The organism is uncultured Reyranella sp. (assembly GCF_945957355.1).
Classification (GTDB): domain Bacteria; phylum Pseudomonadota; class Alphaproteobacteria; order Reyranellales; family Reyranellaceae; genus Reyranella.
Genome location: NZ_CAMFKM010000006.1, coordinates 320,294 through 335,035, shown reverse-complemented (window position 1 = coordinate 335,035; position 14,742 = coordinate 320,294). Strand labels below are relative to the sequence as shown.

Below are 14,742 nucleotides of genomic sequence, written 5' to 3'. Positions count from 1 at the left end.
GGCAGCGTCCCCAAGGGTTTTCTGGTACTATTTGTTATGGCGCAGGTAAGAAAGTTCACTTGGAGCGCCGCAGGACTGGTCGCGCTGCTCGTCGGCGCGGCCTTGGTCCTGTGGATGACGCCCAGCCGGCAGACCAGCAGTGCCCAGGATGGTCCCCGTCCGTTGCCGCCGCTGATTTCGCGCGGCTACACGGACGCGCCTGCGGGCACGGCCCTCATTGCCGGTGACCCGGCTGGCGGCGGTGTGCTGATCGAGCTTCGGGTTACCGACGGCCAGAAGGTCAAGCGCGACGAAGTCATCGCTGTCCTGTCGAACTATCCCAAGGCCGACATTGCCGTTCGCACGTCGGAGGCGGAGCTTGCGAAGACAGAGCGCGCCCGCGAGGCGATGGTCAGTGGCTACCGCATGGCCGAGATCGCCATGCAGGAAGTCATGGTCAAGTCGGCGGCCGAAGAGGTCAAGCTCAAGAACCTCGAGATGCAGCGTTCCGGCAAGCCGCCGGACCAGAAGCAACTCGAACAGAGCATTTCCCAGCAGAGTCTCGAGCGGGAGCAGGCCAAGCTGCGTGTCATGAAGGAGACGCTGCAGACCGACCTGCAGCAGATCGACACGGATATTTCCATCATCAAGGCCAAGCTGGACAATGCCCGGAATACGCGCGAGCAGGCGCTGGTGCGTTCGCCGCTCGACGGCATCGTCATTCAGATCTATTCGCGCCAGGGCGAGCGCGTGTCCCAGAACGGCATCGCGAAGATCGTCGACCTGTCGCAACTGCGTGTGCTCGCCGACGTGGACGAACTGAATGTCGGCCGCATCGCGACCGGTGGCAAGGTCGAGGTGACCTTTCGCGGCAGTCCGACCGTTTACATGGGCACGATCTCCCGCGTCGCGCCGACGGTAAAGCGCATGCAGCGCATGGAGCCCGATGGCGGCTCCTCCACCGACGCGCGCGTGGTTCAGGTCGAGATCCAGCTCGACGACCCGTCCAGCATGCCCCAGGTCCTGGGCCGCGAGACGCGCGTCACCTTTCTCTGATGGCTGTCACGCTGCCAGGCAATCCGCCGCTGCGGCCGCGGCGCTGGTTCAACTGGTGGACGGGCTTCTCGCTGGCGCGGCTGCGGGCGGCAGCGGTCACCGCCACGCGCATGCCGCTGGGCTCCCAGCAGCTCAAGCGGCAGCGGACCAGCACGCTTCTGTCGCTCGCCGGCGTCACCGCGAGCCTGCTGGTGATCTTCGCCCAGCTCGGCATCGAGCGCGCCGTTTATGACTCGGCCATCCGGCTTCACCGCTCGGTGGTTGGTGACCTTGTACTGGTTCCCTACGGCTTCAAGTCGCTGCAGCTTCATGCCGAAGTGCCGGCTTCGATGATGGACGTCCTGTCTGCCAATCCGGCGGTGACGAATACACTGCCCTTCTGGTTCGGCGTCATGTCGATCACCCACAAGGGCATGGAAGGAAGCCGCCGCATCGCCTGGTACGCCGTCGACGTGGAGCGGCCTGCCATCGACGTGCCCGGTCTGCGCGAGAACCTCTATCGCCTTCGCGAGGCCCGGCGGCTGCTCTACGACCGGGAGTCGAGACCGTATTTCGGTGATCTTGCCGACCAGGTGGGGCCCGGGAAGCCGGAGTTCCAGGTTCTTGGCCCGCCCGATACGCGCGGCCTGCTGCGGCAGCTTTTCGTGGTCGGCTCCTTCGCGCTCGGCCCCAACGTGCTGAACGACGGCTCGATCATCATGTCCGAGGAGACGATGGCCGAAGTGTTCGGCTCATGGTGGTCGGACCGGCCGGCCTTCATCGCGATCCAGCTCGCCAAGGGCTCCAACGTCGAAAAGGTTCGCCAGGAGCTCAATACCGCCCTGGCCGGACGCGGCGAGGTCGTGACCCTGCGCGACTTCGAGAGGCGCGAGCGCACCTACTGGTCGCGCGAGACCCCGGTCGGCTACATCACCGACCTGGGCTTCGTGATGGGCGTGATGATCGGCATGGTCTTCATCTACTATGCCCAGTACCAGATCATCCGCTTCTACCTGCCCGAATACGCCATCCTGAAGAGTCTGGGCTACGACTGGTGGTTCTTTCTGTTCATGATCGCCCAGATCGGCGCCGCCATCATCACGCCGGCCTTCCTCGTGGCGTTCACGCTCGGGCGCTTCGTCTACGGCGCCACGGAGGCGGCCATGCATCTCGGCATGTCGATGGGCCTGCGCGAGATGGTCGTGGCCCTGATCGCGTGCCTGATCATGACCCTGGTCTCCAGCCTGTTCGCCATCCGGCGGCTCTGGCGGGTCGATCCGATCATGCTGTTCGAGTGATCATGACAGCCGACGCACAGGGGTTCGGACCGGCGGTCGTCGAGGCCGTCGACGTTCATCACCACTATGGCGAGGGGCCGCAGCGGGTGGACGTGCTGTTCGACATCAACATGCAGGTCCGCGAGGGCGAACTGGTGATCGTCACCGGCCCGTCGGGCTCGGGCAAGACGACGCTGCTCACCATCCTCGGGACCATGCGCAAGCCCTCCGAGGGCAAGCTGCGGCTGCTTGGCACCGATATCGTGGGTCTGGGCGGTTCGGACCTCGATGTCCTGCGCAACCGCATCCGCTTCCTGTTCCAGAAGCGCAATCTCCTGTCCTCGCTGACGGCCTTGCAGAACGTGATCGCCGGCGTGTCGACGACGCCGCTCGCCGACCCCGCCTGGGACGAGCCGCGGGCACGGCATCTGCTCGGCCTGCTCGGCCTCGGCGACAAGGCATCGGCCTGGCCCGACGAGCTGTCGGGCGGCCAGCAGCAGCGTGTCGCCATCGCCCGCACCATGATCGGCCTGCCCGACCTCATCATCGCCGACGAGCCGACCTCGGCGCTCGACCGCGTGTCGGGACGGCTGGTGGTCGACCAGCTCAAGGATCTCTCGATGCGCGCCAAGTGCGCCGTGGTCCTGTCGACCCACGACGAACGCATCTTCGACGTTGCCTCGCGCCGCCTCCATATCGAGGACGGCCGCTGCTTCGAAGTCCCCATTCACTACCATTGAGCGCGGCGGCCCCGGCATGCTGCTCTTCCTGATCGACCTCCTCGTGTTCCTGTGCCTCGCGGCACAGTTCGCCATCGCGGGCTATTTCCTCTACCTGGTCTACTGGTTGTTCGAACTGCCGCGCGACGAGAGCCCGGCGCCGTCTTTGCCAGAGACGTTGCCGCGCGTGCTGGTGCAGGTGCCAGTCTATAACGAGCCGCTGGTGGTGGAGCGCTCGATGGCCGCCATGGGCGCCCTCGACTGGCCGCGTGACCGCCTCACCATCCAGCTCCTCGACGACAGCAACGACATCACGTCGGATATCGCTGCCCACGCCATCGCCCGCCTGCGCAAGGCCGGCATCGATGCCCATCACGTCCGTCGCAGCGACCGCGGCGGCTTCAAGGCCGGGGCGCTGGCGGCGGGGCTCGCCCTCGACGATGCGCCCTACATTGCGGTGTTCGATGCCGATTTCGTGCCTCCGCCGGACTGGCTGAAGCAGGCGATGAGCGCGATGCTGGCCAATCCGCGGGCCGCCTTCGTGCAGACCCGGATCGAGTGGGGCAACGGCGAGCGCAACTGGCTGACGCGCGCCCAGCGCCTCATGCAGGACGCGCACTTCGCCGTGGAGCAGGACGTCCGCGCCCGGCGCGGCGTGCCGTTCCAGTTCAACGGCACCGGCGGCATCTGGCGCCGCGCCGCCGTCGAAGAGGCGGGCGGCTGGTCGCACGATACGCTGTCCGAAGATCTCGACCTGGTCCTGCGGACCTACCTGAAGGGCTGGACCGGCGTGTTCCTGATGGACACCCACGTGGTCGGCGAGCTGCCGCAGAAGGTCGAGGATTTCAGCGCCCAGCAGAGCCGCTGGTCGAAGGGCTTCGTGCAGGTCGCCCGCAAGCTCCTGGGGCCGATCTGGAAATCGGCCTGGCCGACCGAGGCAAAGCTCACCACCACCGTGGCGCTCGCCCAACAGCTCATCTTCCCGCTGCTGGTCGTCGGCGTCGTGGCGCTGATCATCTCGATCGTCGGCCATGGCCGGCTGCTGGGGCTTTTCAGCTTCGGCCTCTGGCTGTGGCTGATCGGCATGCTGGCCGTGCTGTTCGGCATGACCTGGGGCGCCTACCAGCGCCTGAAGCGCGGCGGCACGGCGCGCTACTTGGTCACGGCTGCCAGCGTGCCTGCACTGATCGTATATCTCGCCGTCGCCAACGCCACCGCGATCGTCAGCGCCGGCTTCGGCAAGAAGACCGAGTTCAACCGCACGCCCAAGACGGGCGTCTGAGGCAGCGTCGATGGCCATCCTCGCCACCCTGGCTCTCCTGTTCGGCGCCGTGTTCGCGGTCTGCTGCGTATTGCTTGCCGCCTTCATCGGCAGCCTGCTCTACATGGTGGTGCTGCATCATCGCCTGAAGGCTAGCGGCCTGCGTCGCGAGGAGATCCTGCTGTCGACCCCGCTGCCGGCCGACGCCGACCTGCCGCATGTCGTGGTGCAGATCCCGTCGTTCAACGAGGGGCCGGTGGTGCGCCGCGGTGCCGAGGCGGCGGCGGCGCTCGACTGGCCGCGCGACAAGCTGCACATCCAGCTCCTCGACGACAGCACCGACGAGACGGCGGAGATGGTCCGCCAGGTCGCGGCGGAGCTGCGGGCCAAGGGCTTCGACGTGGTCGCGTACCAGCGTACCGACCGCAGCGGCTACAAGGGCGGCGCGCTGCACGAGGCGATGCAGCAGACGCCGTACGATTTCTTCGCGATCTTCGACGTCGACTACATCCCGCCGGCCGACTTCCTGCGCGTCTGCATGCGGCCGTTCTTCGCCGAGCCGAAGACCGCCTTCGTCCAGGCGCGCTTCGACTTCCTCAATCCGCATGAGAATGCGCTGACCGAGATGCAGATGGTGACGCTCGACGCCCATCTCGGCATCGAGCAGGCGACGCGCTGCTGGGCCGGCCATCCGCTGCCCTTCAACGGCACCTGCGGGATCTGGCAGCGCGCGGCCATTGACGCCGGCGGTGGCTGGAAGGGCGATACCGTCACCGAGGATCTCGATCTCACCTATCGCGGCTGGGTGAAGGGCTGGCGCGCCCTGTTTCTGACCAGTGTCGGTGTGCCGGGTGAGCTCCCGGCCGACACCAAGACCTGGCTGCGCCAGCAGCAGCGCTGGCAGGACGGGTTCCGGCACGTCTCGATGCGCATGTTCCCGGAAATCCTGAAGAGCCGGGACATCACCCTGTCGTCGAAGCTCGCAGCTCTGCTGCATCTCTGCATGGCGCTCAACCAGCCGGTGCTTCTGGTCGGTATCGTCTCGGGACTTCTGGCGGGCCTGCTGGCACCGTCACTCGTGCCGTTGCTGCTGACCCTGTTTTTCGTCACGGTCGCCTGGGTGCTGGTCTGCGCCACGACCTTCCTGCGCGCGGGGCACAACTTCATCCGCGGCGGCGAGATCCCGCCACTCCAGTTCGCCGTGGTGCTCTTGCGTTTCGTGGGCGGCCAGGTGGCAACCGTCGGCCGCTCGTTCGGCGTGCACTTCCGGAAGATGTTCAGCAAGCCCAAGCCGGTCGTGTTCGACCGCACGCCCAAGCGCGGGACTTAACTCAGCACGCTCTCGCGCAGAAGCGGATGGTGGGCACAGCGCAATCCGCCGCCCAGCCGGATTGGGCCATCGAAGGGCAGCGGGATGACATCGACCTTGCGCCGGCGCAGCTCGTCGATGACGCGCCGGTTGTCGGCATCGATGATGACCCGTCCCGGCTCGAGGACGAGGCCGTTGGTCGCGAGGAGCGTGGCTTCCTCGGGCGAAACCTCGATCTTGTCCCAGTCGCGCAACGACATCGGCAGGCCGTCGATCAGCTTCTGCGGGCAGTGGATCACCAGGCCGGGCTGGATCAGCGCCATTGCGCAGTCGAGGTGGAGGACGTGCGACTTCAGGGCAACCGGGATCACGCGGTAAGCGTCGCCCAGCAGGGCCTGCAGCCAGTCGGCGCCGGCGAGATCGGAAGCGCAGCCCGAGATGCCGACATAGATCTCGTGGCCGTTGAGCAGCGTGTCGCCGCCCTCTAGGAAGGGGCCGTCGACGCAGCCGGGCGAGCCCAGCGGAACGCTCGACCAATGCGCACCCTTTGCCAGCACGGCGTGCTGGATCAGCGGTCGCAGGCCATAGCGTTCGCGCTGGCGGCATTTCAGGCGCAGCGAGGCGTCGATCACGTGCCTGCCGACGACGATCACGGCGTCGCGCGGAAAAAGCTGCGCGCCTTCGCCGTTGGGCGCGAGGAAGGTGCGCTCCTCGCCCTTCAGCCGCTGAGGACGATGAACAGTGACGCCCTCGCGGGCGACGAACTCGGCCAGCGCATCGACCTGACGTTCGATGCGGAGCGCCCATTCGGGGTCGATGTCGATCAGGCGCTTGCCGGTATGGGCGCGACTGAATTCGAGCCCCTCCGGCGTCAGCCAGCGGCAGGACTCTTCATGAAAGACGACAAAATCTTCGGCCGGGGAGAGGCCGATCACCACTTCGCGTAGCTTGCCCCACTCGTGGTGCACGCCGAACAGCATGCTCAGACCCTGGCGTAGATGTCCTCGTAGCGGACGATGTCGTCTTCCTCGACATAGTCGCCGGTCTGCACCTCGACCACTTCCAGCAGCTCGGTGCCCGGATTGGCGAGGCGATGGACGCCACCGATCGGAATGTAGGTCGATTCGTTCTCGTGCAGCGTCATGACCTTGCCGTCGAGCGTGACCTCGGCGATGCCTTTCACGACCACCCAGTGTTCGGCGCGGCGATTGTGGCTCTGCAGGCTGAGCTTGCCGCCGGGCTTGACCGTCAGGCGCTTGGCGCGGAACCGCTCGCCGCGGTCGATGTCCTGGTAGCTGCCCCACGGGCGATGCATCACCGCATGCTCGGTCGCGGCGCGGTGCTTGCCGTCAGACATGCGCTGCACCACGTCCTTGAGGCGCGGGAGGTTGTCGCGATGGCCGACCAGAACGGCGTCGTTCATCGACACCACGACGACGTCCTCGACACCGATCACCGCAGTCAGCGGTCCGTCCGAACGGATGTAGGAATTGCGCACATGGTCGATCTCGACCGGCCCTTCGGTGACGTTGCCGGCGCTGTCGGCATCGCCGACATCGAGCAGCGCATCCCAGGTGCCGAGGTCGGACCATCGGAAACGGGCGGGCACGACCCAGCACTTGTCCGTGCGTTCCATCACGGCATAGTCGATCGACTTGGCCGGCGCCTTGCCGAAGGCAGCGGCGTCGAGGAACACCGTCGAGTCGGTCTTCCTCGCCTTGGCGACAGCCTCTTCGGCGGCGGCGGCCATGGCCGGCTCGAAGCGCTTCATCTCCGAGAGCAGCAGGTCGGGCGCGAACAGGAAGTTGCCGCTGTTCCACAGCAGGCCCTCGGCGATGTACTGCATCGCCTTCTGGGCATTGGGCTTCTCGACGAAGGCGGCGACCTTCATCACAGGGCCGATCGTCTCGCTGCCGGGACGGATGTAGCCGTAGTCGGTCTTGGGCTCCGTCGGCGGGATGCCGAAGGTGACGATGCCGCCTTTCTCCACGGCGGCGAGCCCTTCGCGGCAGCCGGCGAGGAATTCATCGGCGCCGATCACCAGGTGGTCCGACGCCAGCGCCAGCACGGCCTTGGCGCCCAGGCTGCGCGTATAGGCGGCCGCGGCCGCCATGGCAGGACCGGAGTCGCGGCGCGACGGCTCGACCAGGATGTCGATCTCGACGCCGATCTCCCGCGCCTGGCTCTCGCACATGAAGCGGTAGGCGTCGTTGGTTGCGATCACGGGCTTGCCGAACAGGCTGCGGTCGGACACGCGCAGGAGTGTCTGCTGGAAGGTCGACTGCTTGCCGAGAAGCGGCACGAACTGCTTGGGCATGCTCTCGCGCGACAGTGGCCACAGGCGCTTGCCGGAGCCTCCGACGAGGATAACGGGCGTGATGAGCGACATTGCGGAGCTTTCGTTGCCTGAGGGGCTTAGCGGGCGGCTTCTGTGGCCGCGTGCCGGGCCGCGATATAGCCGAAGGTGAGAGCCGGGCCAATGGTGATGCCGGCGCCCGGATAGGTGCCTCCCATGACACTGGTCATGTCATTTCCCGCGGCATAGAGGCCCCCGATCGGCACTCCCGCCGCGTCGAGGACCCGGGCATGGCCGTCCACGCGCAGGCCGAGGAAGGTGCCGATGTCCCCGGGGACCATTTTCATGGCGTAGAAAGGCCCTTGCTCGAGCGGAGCGAGGCAGGGGTTGGGGCGGTGCGCGGGGTCGCCGTTGAAGCGGTGATAAGAGTCGGTGCCCTTGCCGAAATCGGGATCTTCGCCGCGTGCGGCATGCATGTTGAAATGGGCTATCGTCGACTGCAGAGTAGCTGAATCAACCCCGATCCTGGCCGCCAGTTCCGGCCAACTTCCCGCCGTCAGCAGGTAGCCATTGCGGATGTGGGGGCCGAGCGGCAGCGGTGCCGGCCCGATGGCGCCCATGCCGTAGCGCCGGATCGCGCGGTGGTCGCAGAGGAGCCAGGCGCTCGTATCGCTGCGGCCGCGGCAGGCCTCGACCATGGCCGGCACGAAGTCGTGGTAGGAGGCGGATTCGTTCGCGAAGCGCCGGCCCGTCGGATCGACGGCGATATAGCCGGGCTTGCCGCGCTCGTAGAAATGGGGGAACGGCAGGGTCGATCCGTCCGGCTGCGGGACCAGCGAAACCGGAACCCAGGCCGCCGGGTAGGTAACGTCCTCGGCCATCGCGCCGCCGACCGACTGGCCGAGCCGGATCCCGTCGCCGCGATTGCCCGGCGGCGGCGCCGAGCGATGGAAATGGCCGTCGCGCACATGGCCGTAGTAGCGGCTCTTGAGTTCGTCATCGGCGGGAAAGCCGCCGCAGGCCAGGACGACGCCGCGTCGCGCCCGGATCTCCCGACGCTTTCCGTCGCGCTGCACGATCGCGCCGGTAACGTCACCGTCGCGCTGGACCAGCTCGACGACCGGGCTCTCGAGCCAGAGCTCGATGCCGCGTTCTTCGGCGGAAAGGGCGAGCGCGGCGATCAGTCCATTGCCGTTGGTGAGGCGGGTCCCGCGATCGTGGTTCAGCCGGTCGATCGCATAGCGTGCCGTCATGCCCGCGACGTGGAGGGCAGAGCGGCCGGAGCGCGTCATCTTGAAGACATGGGGCAGGTCGTTGCGGCCGAGCATCATGCCGCCGAACGCCATCATGGTCCGCAGCGGGGCCCGCAATTGGCGGAACCGCTTGCCGAGTCGCCGTCCGTCGAATGGGAGAGGCAGCAACGAACGCCCGCCCTGGGCGGCGCCCGGTTTGGTCGGATGATAGTCTGCCCAGATCGGCACGGCCTCGTATCGCACGTGTGTGCTGTTCTCGATGAACTCGACCGCAGGATTGCAATTGTCGAGAAACGCATTGGCCAGTTCGAGGTTCAGTCGGTTCCCAGCTTCGTGCTGCAGGTAGGTGAGCGCCTCTTCCTTCGAATCCGCGATGCCGAGCGCGCGGCCGTGACGGTTGCCGGGGATCCAGATCACGCCTGCCGAGTAGGCCGTGGTGCCGCCGAACAGCGCCTCCTTCTCGACCATGAGCACGTCCAGGCCGGCGTGAGAGGCCGTCAGGGCCGCCGAGAAGCCCGCGGCTCCCGACCCGACCACCAGCAGGTCGGTTTCGATCATGACTTCGCTCCCCCGGATTGGCGCTCGAGGTTCTCCTCGCGCCGACGTCTGGCCTCGTTCTCCACCGCTTCGGCAAGGGCTGGAATGTGGGAGGCGATCTCGTAGAAGTCGCTGGCGTATAGGACCAAAAGGGTCGTGGGGGTGGTCGTGGCAATGGTTGCGGCGCGAGGCTGCCGGTTGAGCAGCGACATCTCGCCGAAGAAGGCGCCGTCGCCCAGGCGAACCGTACCGCCGGTCGGCAGGCGCACCTCAACCTCGCCGTTCGAGATGAAGAACATCGAGTCGCCTGGATCGCCGCGACGCAGGACCGTCACGCGGGCGGGATAGTAGCGAGTACGCAACTTGCCGACGATCTCGGACAGGGTGACGGTGCCGAGCGAGGCGAAGATCGGAACGCGTGTGACCTGGTCCCAGACGCGGAGATATTCGCGTCGCCGCTCCTCCTGCGCGAAGCCCGTTGCGAGCACACCGGTCATCAAGGCCAGCACTGCGATGCCACTGATCATCAGCAGCGAGCCAATGATGCGGCCAGCGGGTGTCACCGGTACCACGTCGCCGTAACCGGTCGTCGTCAGGGTGACCACCGACCACCACATTGCGTTTGGCAGGCTGCCGAACTGCTGCGGCTGGCCGTCGCGCTCCGCGATGTGCGCGCCGGTGGCGGCGGACATCAGCAGGATGGCGAACACGATCAGTACGCTGGTGATGGGGGCGCGCTCGTTGGAGATAACGCGGGCGAGCGTGCCGAATGCCGGCGCATGAAGACCGAGTTTCAGTATCCACAGGATGCAGAAGACGGAGGCGGCATCGGTTCCGGCGATGCTGTACCCCCCTGCCAGCATGATGGCGGGCATGATCGCGAGCAATCCGATCAGGCCGGGCACGCTGCAGGCCCAGCGCAGCCGCGCCACAAGGGGAGACAGGTCGGCCATGTGGGGCAGTTCGGGCGCCACCCAGAGGCGGGCGACGTACTCGACGAGGAAGAACAGCGTCACACCCCAGATCGCGCCGCGCAGCACCACCCGATGAGGGGGCGACAATTCATCAACGGACAGCAGGATGACCGCGAGCAGTCCGATGGCGAGGATCAACAGGTGGGCCTTCCGCCAGCGGCGGGCCCCCGGCAAGGGGTCGTTGGGGCGCAGAAGTTCGTACAACTGCGCCCGGAGCGTCATTTCTTTGGCCGTCACGGAGCGACCATAGGCGGGCTGGCCTGCGAATTGCAACGCGGCTGCGCCCGGTCTACCCTCAGACCATCCCCCCGCGACAGAGGTTTGCACTCAAGGTGATCAACGATTTGCGTATTGCCGTCGACATTGGTGGCACGTTTACGGATGTGGTTTTGGAAGAAGGGGGCCGTCGGATTACGCGCAAGCTGCTGACGACGCCGCAGCGGCCCGAGGAGGCCGTCCTCGAAGGGGTCCGCCTCATCCTGGGAGATGCCGGCAAGGGGTTCGGCGATGTCGGCGTCTTCGTGCACGGCACGACGCTGGCCACCAATGCCGTCATCGAGCGGCGCGGCGCGCGCACGGCGCTCATTGCCACGGAAGGCTTTCGCGATGTCCTCGATATCGCCAACGAGAGCCGCTACGACCAGTACGATCTCAGCATCGAGAAGCCTCGGCCACTCGTCGCCCGGGCGATGCGGTTCACGATCCCCGAGCGCATGGACGTCCACGGCAAGGTCCGCCTCGCTCTGGACGAAGGCGCGGTACGGAGTCTGGCCAAGACGTTGAAGGCCGGGGGAATCGAGAGCGTCGCCGTGGCCTTCATGCACTCCTATGTGAACCCGGCCCATGAGCGGCGGGTGCGGGACATCCTGAAAGAAGAATTGCCCGACCTCTGGGTCACGCTTTCGAGCGAAGTCTGCCCCGAGGTCCGCGAATACGAGCGGACGTCGACCGCCGTGGCGAATGCCTATGTGCAGCCGCTCATGGACTCCTACCTCGCGCGCATGCAGGCGGCCCTCGCGGCCGAGAAGTTCACCGGCACGATCTATCTCGTGACTTCCGGCGGCGGCCTGACCGCCATCGAGACGGCGCGTCGCTTCCCGGTGCGTCTGGTCGAATCCGGCCCGGCCGGCGGCGCGATCTTCGCGGCGCAGGTGGCGGCGCGTGCGGGAGAGGGGCGGGCGCTGAGCTATGACATGGGCGGCACCACGGCCAAGATCTGCCTGATCGACGACTACCAGCCCCACACCGCACGCGTGTTCGAAGTCGACCGTGCGGCCCGTTTTCTCAAAGGTTCCGGACTGCCGGTCCGCATACCGGTCATCGAGATGGTTGAAATCGGTGCAGGCGGTGGCTCGATTGCCCGGCTCGATGCATTGAAGCGGGTCACGGTCGGCCCCGAGAGCGCCGGCGCAGAACCCGGCCCCGCTTGCTACGGACGCGGTGGCCGGCATCCGGCCGTCACCGACGCCAACGTGGTACTGGGCACGATCGACCCGGCGCATTTCGCCGGCGGATCGATCGCGCTCGACATCGAGGCCGCGCGCGGCGCCATCGAGCGTGACGTGGCCGAGGGTATCGGCCTCTCCAGCGAGATGGGCGCCTATGCCGTCTATGAGATGGTGTCGGAGAACATGGCGAGCGCGGCCCGCGTGCACGCCGTCGAGCGCGGCTCCGTCGTCAACCAGTACACGCTGATTGCCTTCGGCGGTGGCGCGCCGCTCCATGCTGCGCGCGTCGCCGAGAAGATCGGCGTGCAGCGCGTCATCGTGCCGCCCAATGCTGGTGTGGGCTCGGCGGTCGGGTTCCTCGCCGCGCCGGTGTCATTCGAACTGGTGCGCAGCCGTTACATGCGCCTCGACACGTTCGATCCTCAGGCCGCCAGCGAAATGCTGGATGAGATGAGCCAGGAGGCGACGGCGCTGGTGGCGCCGGGCGCGCGCGGCCAGGCGACTTTCGAGCGGCGCGTCGCCTTCATGCGCTATGTCGGCCAGGGCCACGAGATCATGGTGACCCTGCCGCAGCGGCCGCTGACGGCGGCCGACACCGCGGCCCTGCGTGAGGCCTATGAGCGTGACTACGGCGTGCTGTTCGAGCGTCACATCCCGAATGCCGCAATCGAGATCCTGAGCTGGTCGGTCCAGGTTTCGACCGAGGCCAGGCGGCCCGACGTGCAGGGGAAGGCCGGCAGCGCGCCCGTGCCCGAGCCGGTGGGACGCCGCCCGGTGTTCGACGGACGCAGCGGCAAGACGGCCGACGTGCCGGTCTATCGCCGTGAGAAGCTGCCGCCGGGCAGCAGGTTCAATGGCCCGGCCATCGTCGCCGAGGACGAGACGTCGACCTATGTTTCGGCCAGTTTTGCCGCGCACATCGATGCCTCCGGCTGTATCGTCATGGATCGCAAGGCAGCGTGAGGAGTAACCCATGAGCCAGTCCAACAGCGTCGGCCTGATCGATCTCCAGATCATGTGGAACCGCCTGATCGCCGTGGTCGAGGAGCAGGCGCAGACCCTGATGCGCACCGCCTTCAGCCCGATCGTGCGCGAGTGCGGCGATCTCTCCGCGGGTGTCTTCGACCTGCAGGGCCGCATGCTGGCCCAGGCCGTGACCGGCACGCCGGGCCACGTGAACTCGATGGCCGAGTCGGTGAAGCATTTCCTGCGGTACTTCCCGATCGAGACGATGAAGCCCGGCGACGCCTATATCACCAACGACCCGTGGATGGGCACCGGCCATCTCAACGACTTCGTCATCACCACGCCGTGCTTCCGCAACGGCAAGCTGGTGGCGCTGTTCTCCTGCACCAGCCACCTGATGGACATCGGCGGCATCGGCTTCGGCCCGGATGCGACCGACGTGTTCATGGAGGGGCTCTACATTCCCATGCTGAAGCTGTTCGACCAGGGGCGGACGAACGAGACGCTGATGGCGATGATCCGCGCCAACACGCGCCAGCCGGTCGACACTGAGGGCGACGTCTACTCCCTGGCCGCCTGCAACGATGTCGGCGCGCGCCGCCTCGTCGAGATGATGGACGAGTTCGGCATCGAGTCGCTGAACGAACTTGGCGACCACGTGATCGCGCGCTCGCGCGAGGCGGTGCTGGCCGAGATCGCCAAGCTGCCCAAGGGGACCTGGCACAATAGCATGACGGTCGACGGCTACGACGAGCCGGTGACCCTGAAGGCCGCGCTGACCATCTCGGATACCGGCATCCATGTCGATTTCACCGGCACGACCGGCGTGTCGCGCCGCGGCATCAACGTGCCCCATGCCTATACGACGGCCTACACGGTGTTCGGCCTGGGCTGTGTGGTCTCCACGCACATCCCGAACAACGCGGGTTCGCTCGAGCCGCTCACCGTGTCGGCACCGGAGGGCTGCATCCTGAATGCACCCAAGCCGACCGCCGTGGCCTCGCGCCATGTCATCGGCCAGATGTTGCCTGACGTGACGTTCGGCTGCCTGCGCCAGGTGGTTCCGGAGCGCGTGCCGGCGGAGGGCACCTCGTGCCTGTGGAACATCAACGTGCGCGGCCGGGTGAAGGGCGGCGAGGGCGGCAACTACGGCTTCGGCATGGCCATCACCTCCAACGGCGGCACCGGTGCGCGGCCCGACAAGGACGGTCTGTCGGCTACGGCCTATCCCAGCGGCGTGCGCGGCACGCCCGTCGAGATCGCCGAGACCCAGACGCCTCTCCTTTTCTGGCGCAAGGAATTCCGCCCCGATTCAGGCGGTGCCGGCCGCACGCGCGGCGGCCTCGGCCAGATCATGGAGATCGAGAGCGGAATCGATGAGCCGTTCGACCTGCTGGCCGCCTTCGACCGCATCGACCATCCGGCGCGCGGCCGTGACGGCGGCGACGATGGCCAAGCCGGCGTGGTCGCTTTCAAGTCCGGCAAGACGCTGAAGGGCAAGGGCTTCCAGCTCATCCCGCCGGGCGAGCGGCTGGTGATCCTGACGCCGGGCGGTGCGGGCATCGGCGCGCCGCGCGACCGCGATCGCGCGCAGGTTGCCAACGACCTGGCCGACGGGTTGATCTCGGTAGAAGCGGCCGAGAAGGTCTACGACTTCAAGCCGCCGCAGGCCGCGGAATAGGCCGGCG

The 14,742-nt window shown here is 67.0% G+C and carries 11 protein-coding genes; 7 read left to right on the top strand and 4 right to left on the bottom strand.

The window, feature by feature from the left end; translation table 11 throughout:
* Positions 1-36: 36 nt before the first annotated feature.
* From Q0Q48_RS13055 to Q0Q48_RS13035, 5 genes are read left to right on the top strand one after another with little or no spacing between them, the layout of a single operon-like run.
* On the top strand, positions 37-1,035 hold the full coding sequence (locus tag Q0Q48_RS13055) for an efflux RND transporter periplasmic adaptor subunit (RefSeq protein ID WP_295138211.1): 999 nt from the start codon (positions 37-39) through the stop codon (positions 1,033-1,035).
* Positions 1,035-2,312, top strand: a complete 1,278-nt coding sequence (locus Q0Q48_RS13050; protein ID WP_295138209.1) for an ABC transporter permease — start codon at positions 1,035-1,037, stop codon at positions 2,310-2,312. The genes Q0Q48_RS13055 and Q0Q48_RS13050 overlap by 1 nt, the downstream gene beginning before the upstream one ends.
* Before the next feature lie 2 nt (positions 2,313-2,314).
* Positions 2,315-3,031, top strand: coding sequence for an ATP-binding cassette domain-containing protein (locus tag Q0Q48_RS13045; protein WP_295138207.1), 717 nt, complete (start codon positions 2,315-2,317; stop codon positions 3,029-3,031).
* A gap of 16 nt (positions 3,032-3,047) precedes the next feature.
* Positions 3,048-4,292 carry a glycosyltransferase family 2 protein gene (locus Q0Q48_RS13040; RefSeq protein ID WP_295138205.1) on the top strand — a complete coding sequence of 415 codons (1,245 nt, stop codon included), beginning with the start codon at positions 3,048-3,050 and terminating at the stop codon, positions 4,290-4,292.
* A 10-nt stretch (positions 4,293-4,302) separates the two neighbouring features.
* Positions 4,303-5,601 carry a glycosyltransferase family 2 protein gene (locus Q0Q48_RS13035; protein WP_295138203.1) on the top strand — a complete coding sequence of 433 codons (1,299 nt, stop codon included), beginning with the start codon at positions 4,303-4,305 and terminating at the stop codon, positions 5,599-5,601.
* On the opposite strand, the gene Q0Q48_RS13030 is transcribed toward Q0Q48_RS13035, so the two are convergent.
* Genes Q0Q48_RS13030 through Q0Q48_RS13015 form a run of 4 tightly spaced genes read right to left on the bottom strand, consistent with a single transcriptional unit; the run spans position 5,598 to position 10,913 of the window.
* Positions 5,598-6,560, bottom strand: coding sequence for a hypothetical protein (locus tag Q0Q48_RS13030; protein WP_295138201.1), 963 nt, complete (start codon positions 6,558-6,560; stop codon positions 5,598-5,600). The two genes, Q0Q48_RS13035 and Q0Q48_RS13030, sit on opposite strands and share 4 nt — an antisense overlap.
* A 2-nt stretch (positions 6,561-6,562) precedes the next feature.
* Entirely contained in the window at positions 6,563-7,969 is a 1,407-nt protein-coding gene (locus Q0Q48_RS13025) for a mannose-1-phosphate guanylyltransferase/mannose-6-phosphate isomerase (protein ID WP_295138199.1), read from the bottom strand.
* Positions 7,970-7,995: 26 nt separating this feature from the next.
* Positions 7,996-9,687 carry an FAD-dependent oxidoreductase gene (locus tag Q0Q48_RS13020; protein ID WP_295138197.1) on the bottom strand — a complete coding sequence of 564 codons (1,692 nt, stop codon included), beginning with the start codon at positions 9,685-9,687 and terminating at the stop codon, positions 7,996-7,998.
* A complete protein-coding gene (locus Q0Q48_RS13015) occupies positions 9,684-10,913 on the bottom strand; it encodes a cyclic nucleotide-gated ion channel (protein WP_295138195.1) in 1,230 nt (409 codons plus the stop codon). The genes Q0Q48_RS13020 and Q0Q48_RS13015 overlap by 4 nt, the downstream gene beginning before the upstream one ends.
* A gap of 59 nt (positions 10,914-10,972) precedes the next feature.
* Between Q0Q48_RS13015 and Q0Q48_RS13010 the strand changes: the two genes are divergently transcribed.
* Positions 10,973-13,051 (top strand): hydantoinase/oxoprolinase family protein, encoded by a 2,079-nt coding sequence (locus tag Q0Q48_RS13010; protein ID WP_295138193.1) that lies wholly within the window; start codon positions 10,973-10,975, stop codon positions 13,049-13,051.
* Positions 13,052-13,061: 10 nt separating this feature from the next.
* The gene (locus tag Q0Q48_RS13005; protein WP_295138191.1) at positions 13,062-14,735 is read left to right on the top strand and encodes a hydantoinase B/oxoprolinase family protein; all 1,674 of its coding nucleotides are present in this window, start codon (positions 13,062-13,064) and stop codon (positions 14,733-14,735) included.
* Positions 14,736-14,742: the final 7 nt, after the last annotated feature.

Excerpts from the sequence above, each read along its gene's own strand:
- Q0Q48_RS13025 (WP_295138199.1), bottom strand. The coding sequence starts at position 7,969 with ATGTCGCTCATCACGCCCGTTATCCTCGTCGGAGGCTCCGGCAAGCGC.
- Q0Q48_RS13030 (WP_295138201.1), bottom strand. The coding sequence starts at position 6,560 with ATGCTGTTCGGCGTGCACCACGAGTGGGGCAAGCTACGCGAAGTGGTG.
- Q0Q48_RS13045 (WP_295138207.1), top strand. The coding sequence starts at position 2,315 with ATGACAGCCGACGCACAGGGGTTCGGACCGGCGGTCGTCGAGGCCGTC.
- Q0Q48_RS13050 (WP_295138209.1), top strand. The coding sequence starts at position 1,035 with ATGGCTGTCACGCTGCCAGGCAATCCGCCGCTGCGGCCGCGGCGCTGG.
- Q0Q48_RS13020 (WP_295138197.1), bottom strand. The coding sequence starts at position 9,687 with ATGATCGAAACCGACCTGCTGGTGGTCGGGTCGGGAGCCGCGGGCTTC.
- Q0Q48_RS13040 (WP_295138205.1), top strand. The coding sequence starts at position 3,048 with ATGCTGCTCTTCCTGATCGACCTCCTCGTGTTCCTGTGCCTCGCGGCA.
- Q0Q48_RS13035 (WP_295138203.1), top strand. The coding sequence starts at position 4,303 with ATGGCCATCCTCGCCACCCTGGCTCTCCTGTTCGGCGCCGTGTTCGCG.
- Q0Q48_RS13005 (WP_295138191.1), top strand. The coding sequence starts at position 13,062 with ATGAGCCAGTCCAACAGCGTCGGCCTGATCGATCTCCAGATCATGTGG.
- Q0Q48_RS13055 (WP_295138211.1), top strand. The coding sequence starts at position 37 with ATGGCGCAGGTAAGAAAGTTCACTTGGAGCGCCGCAGGACTGGTCGCG.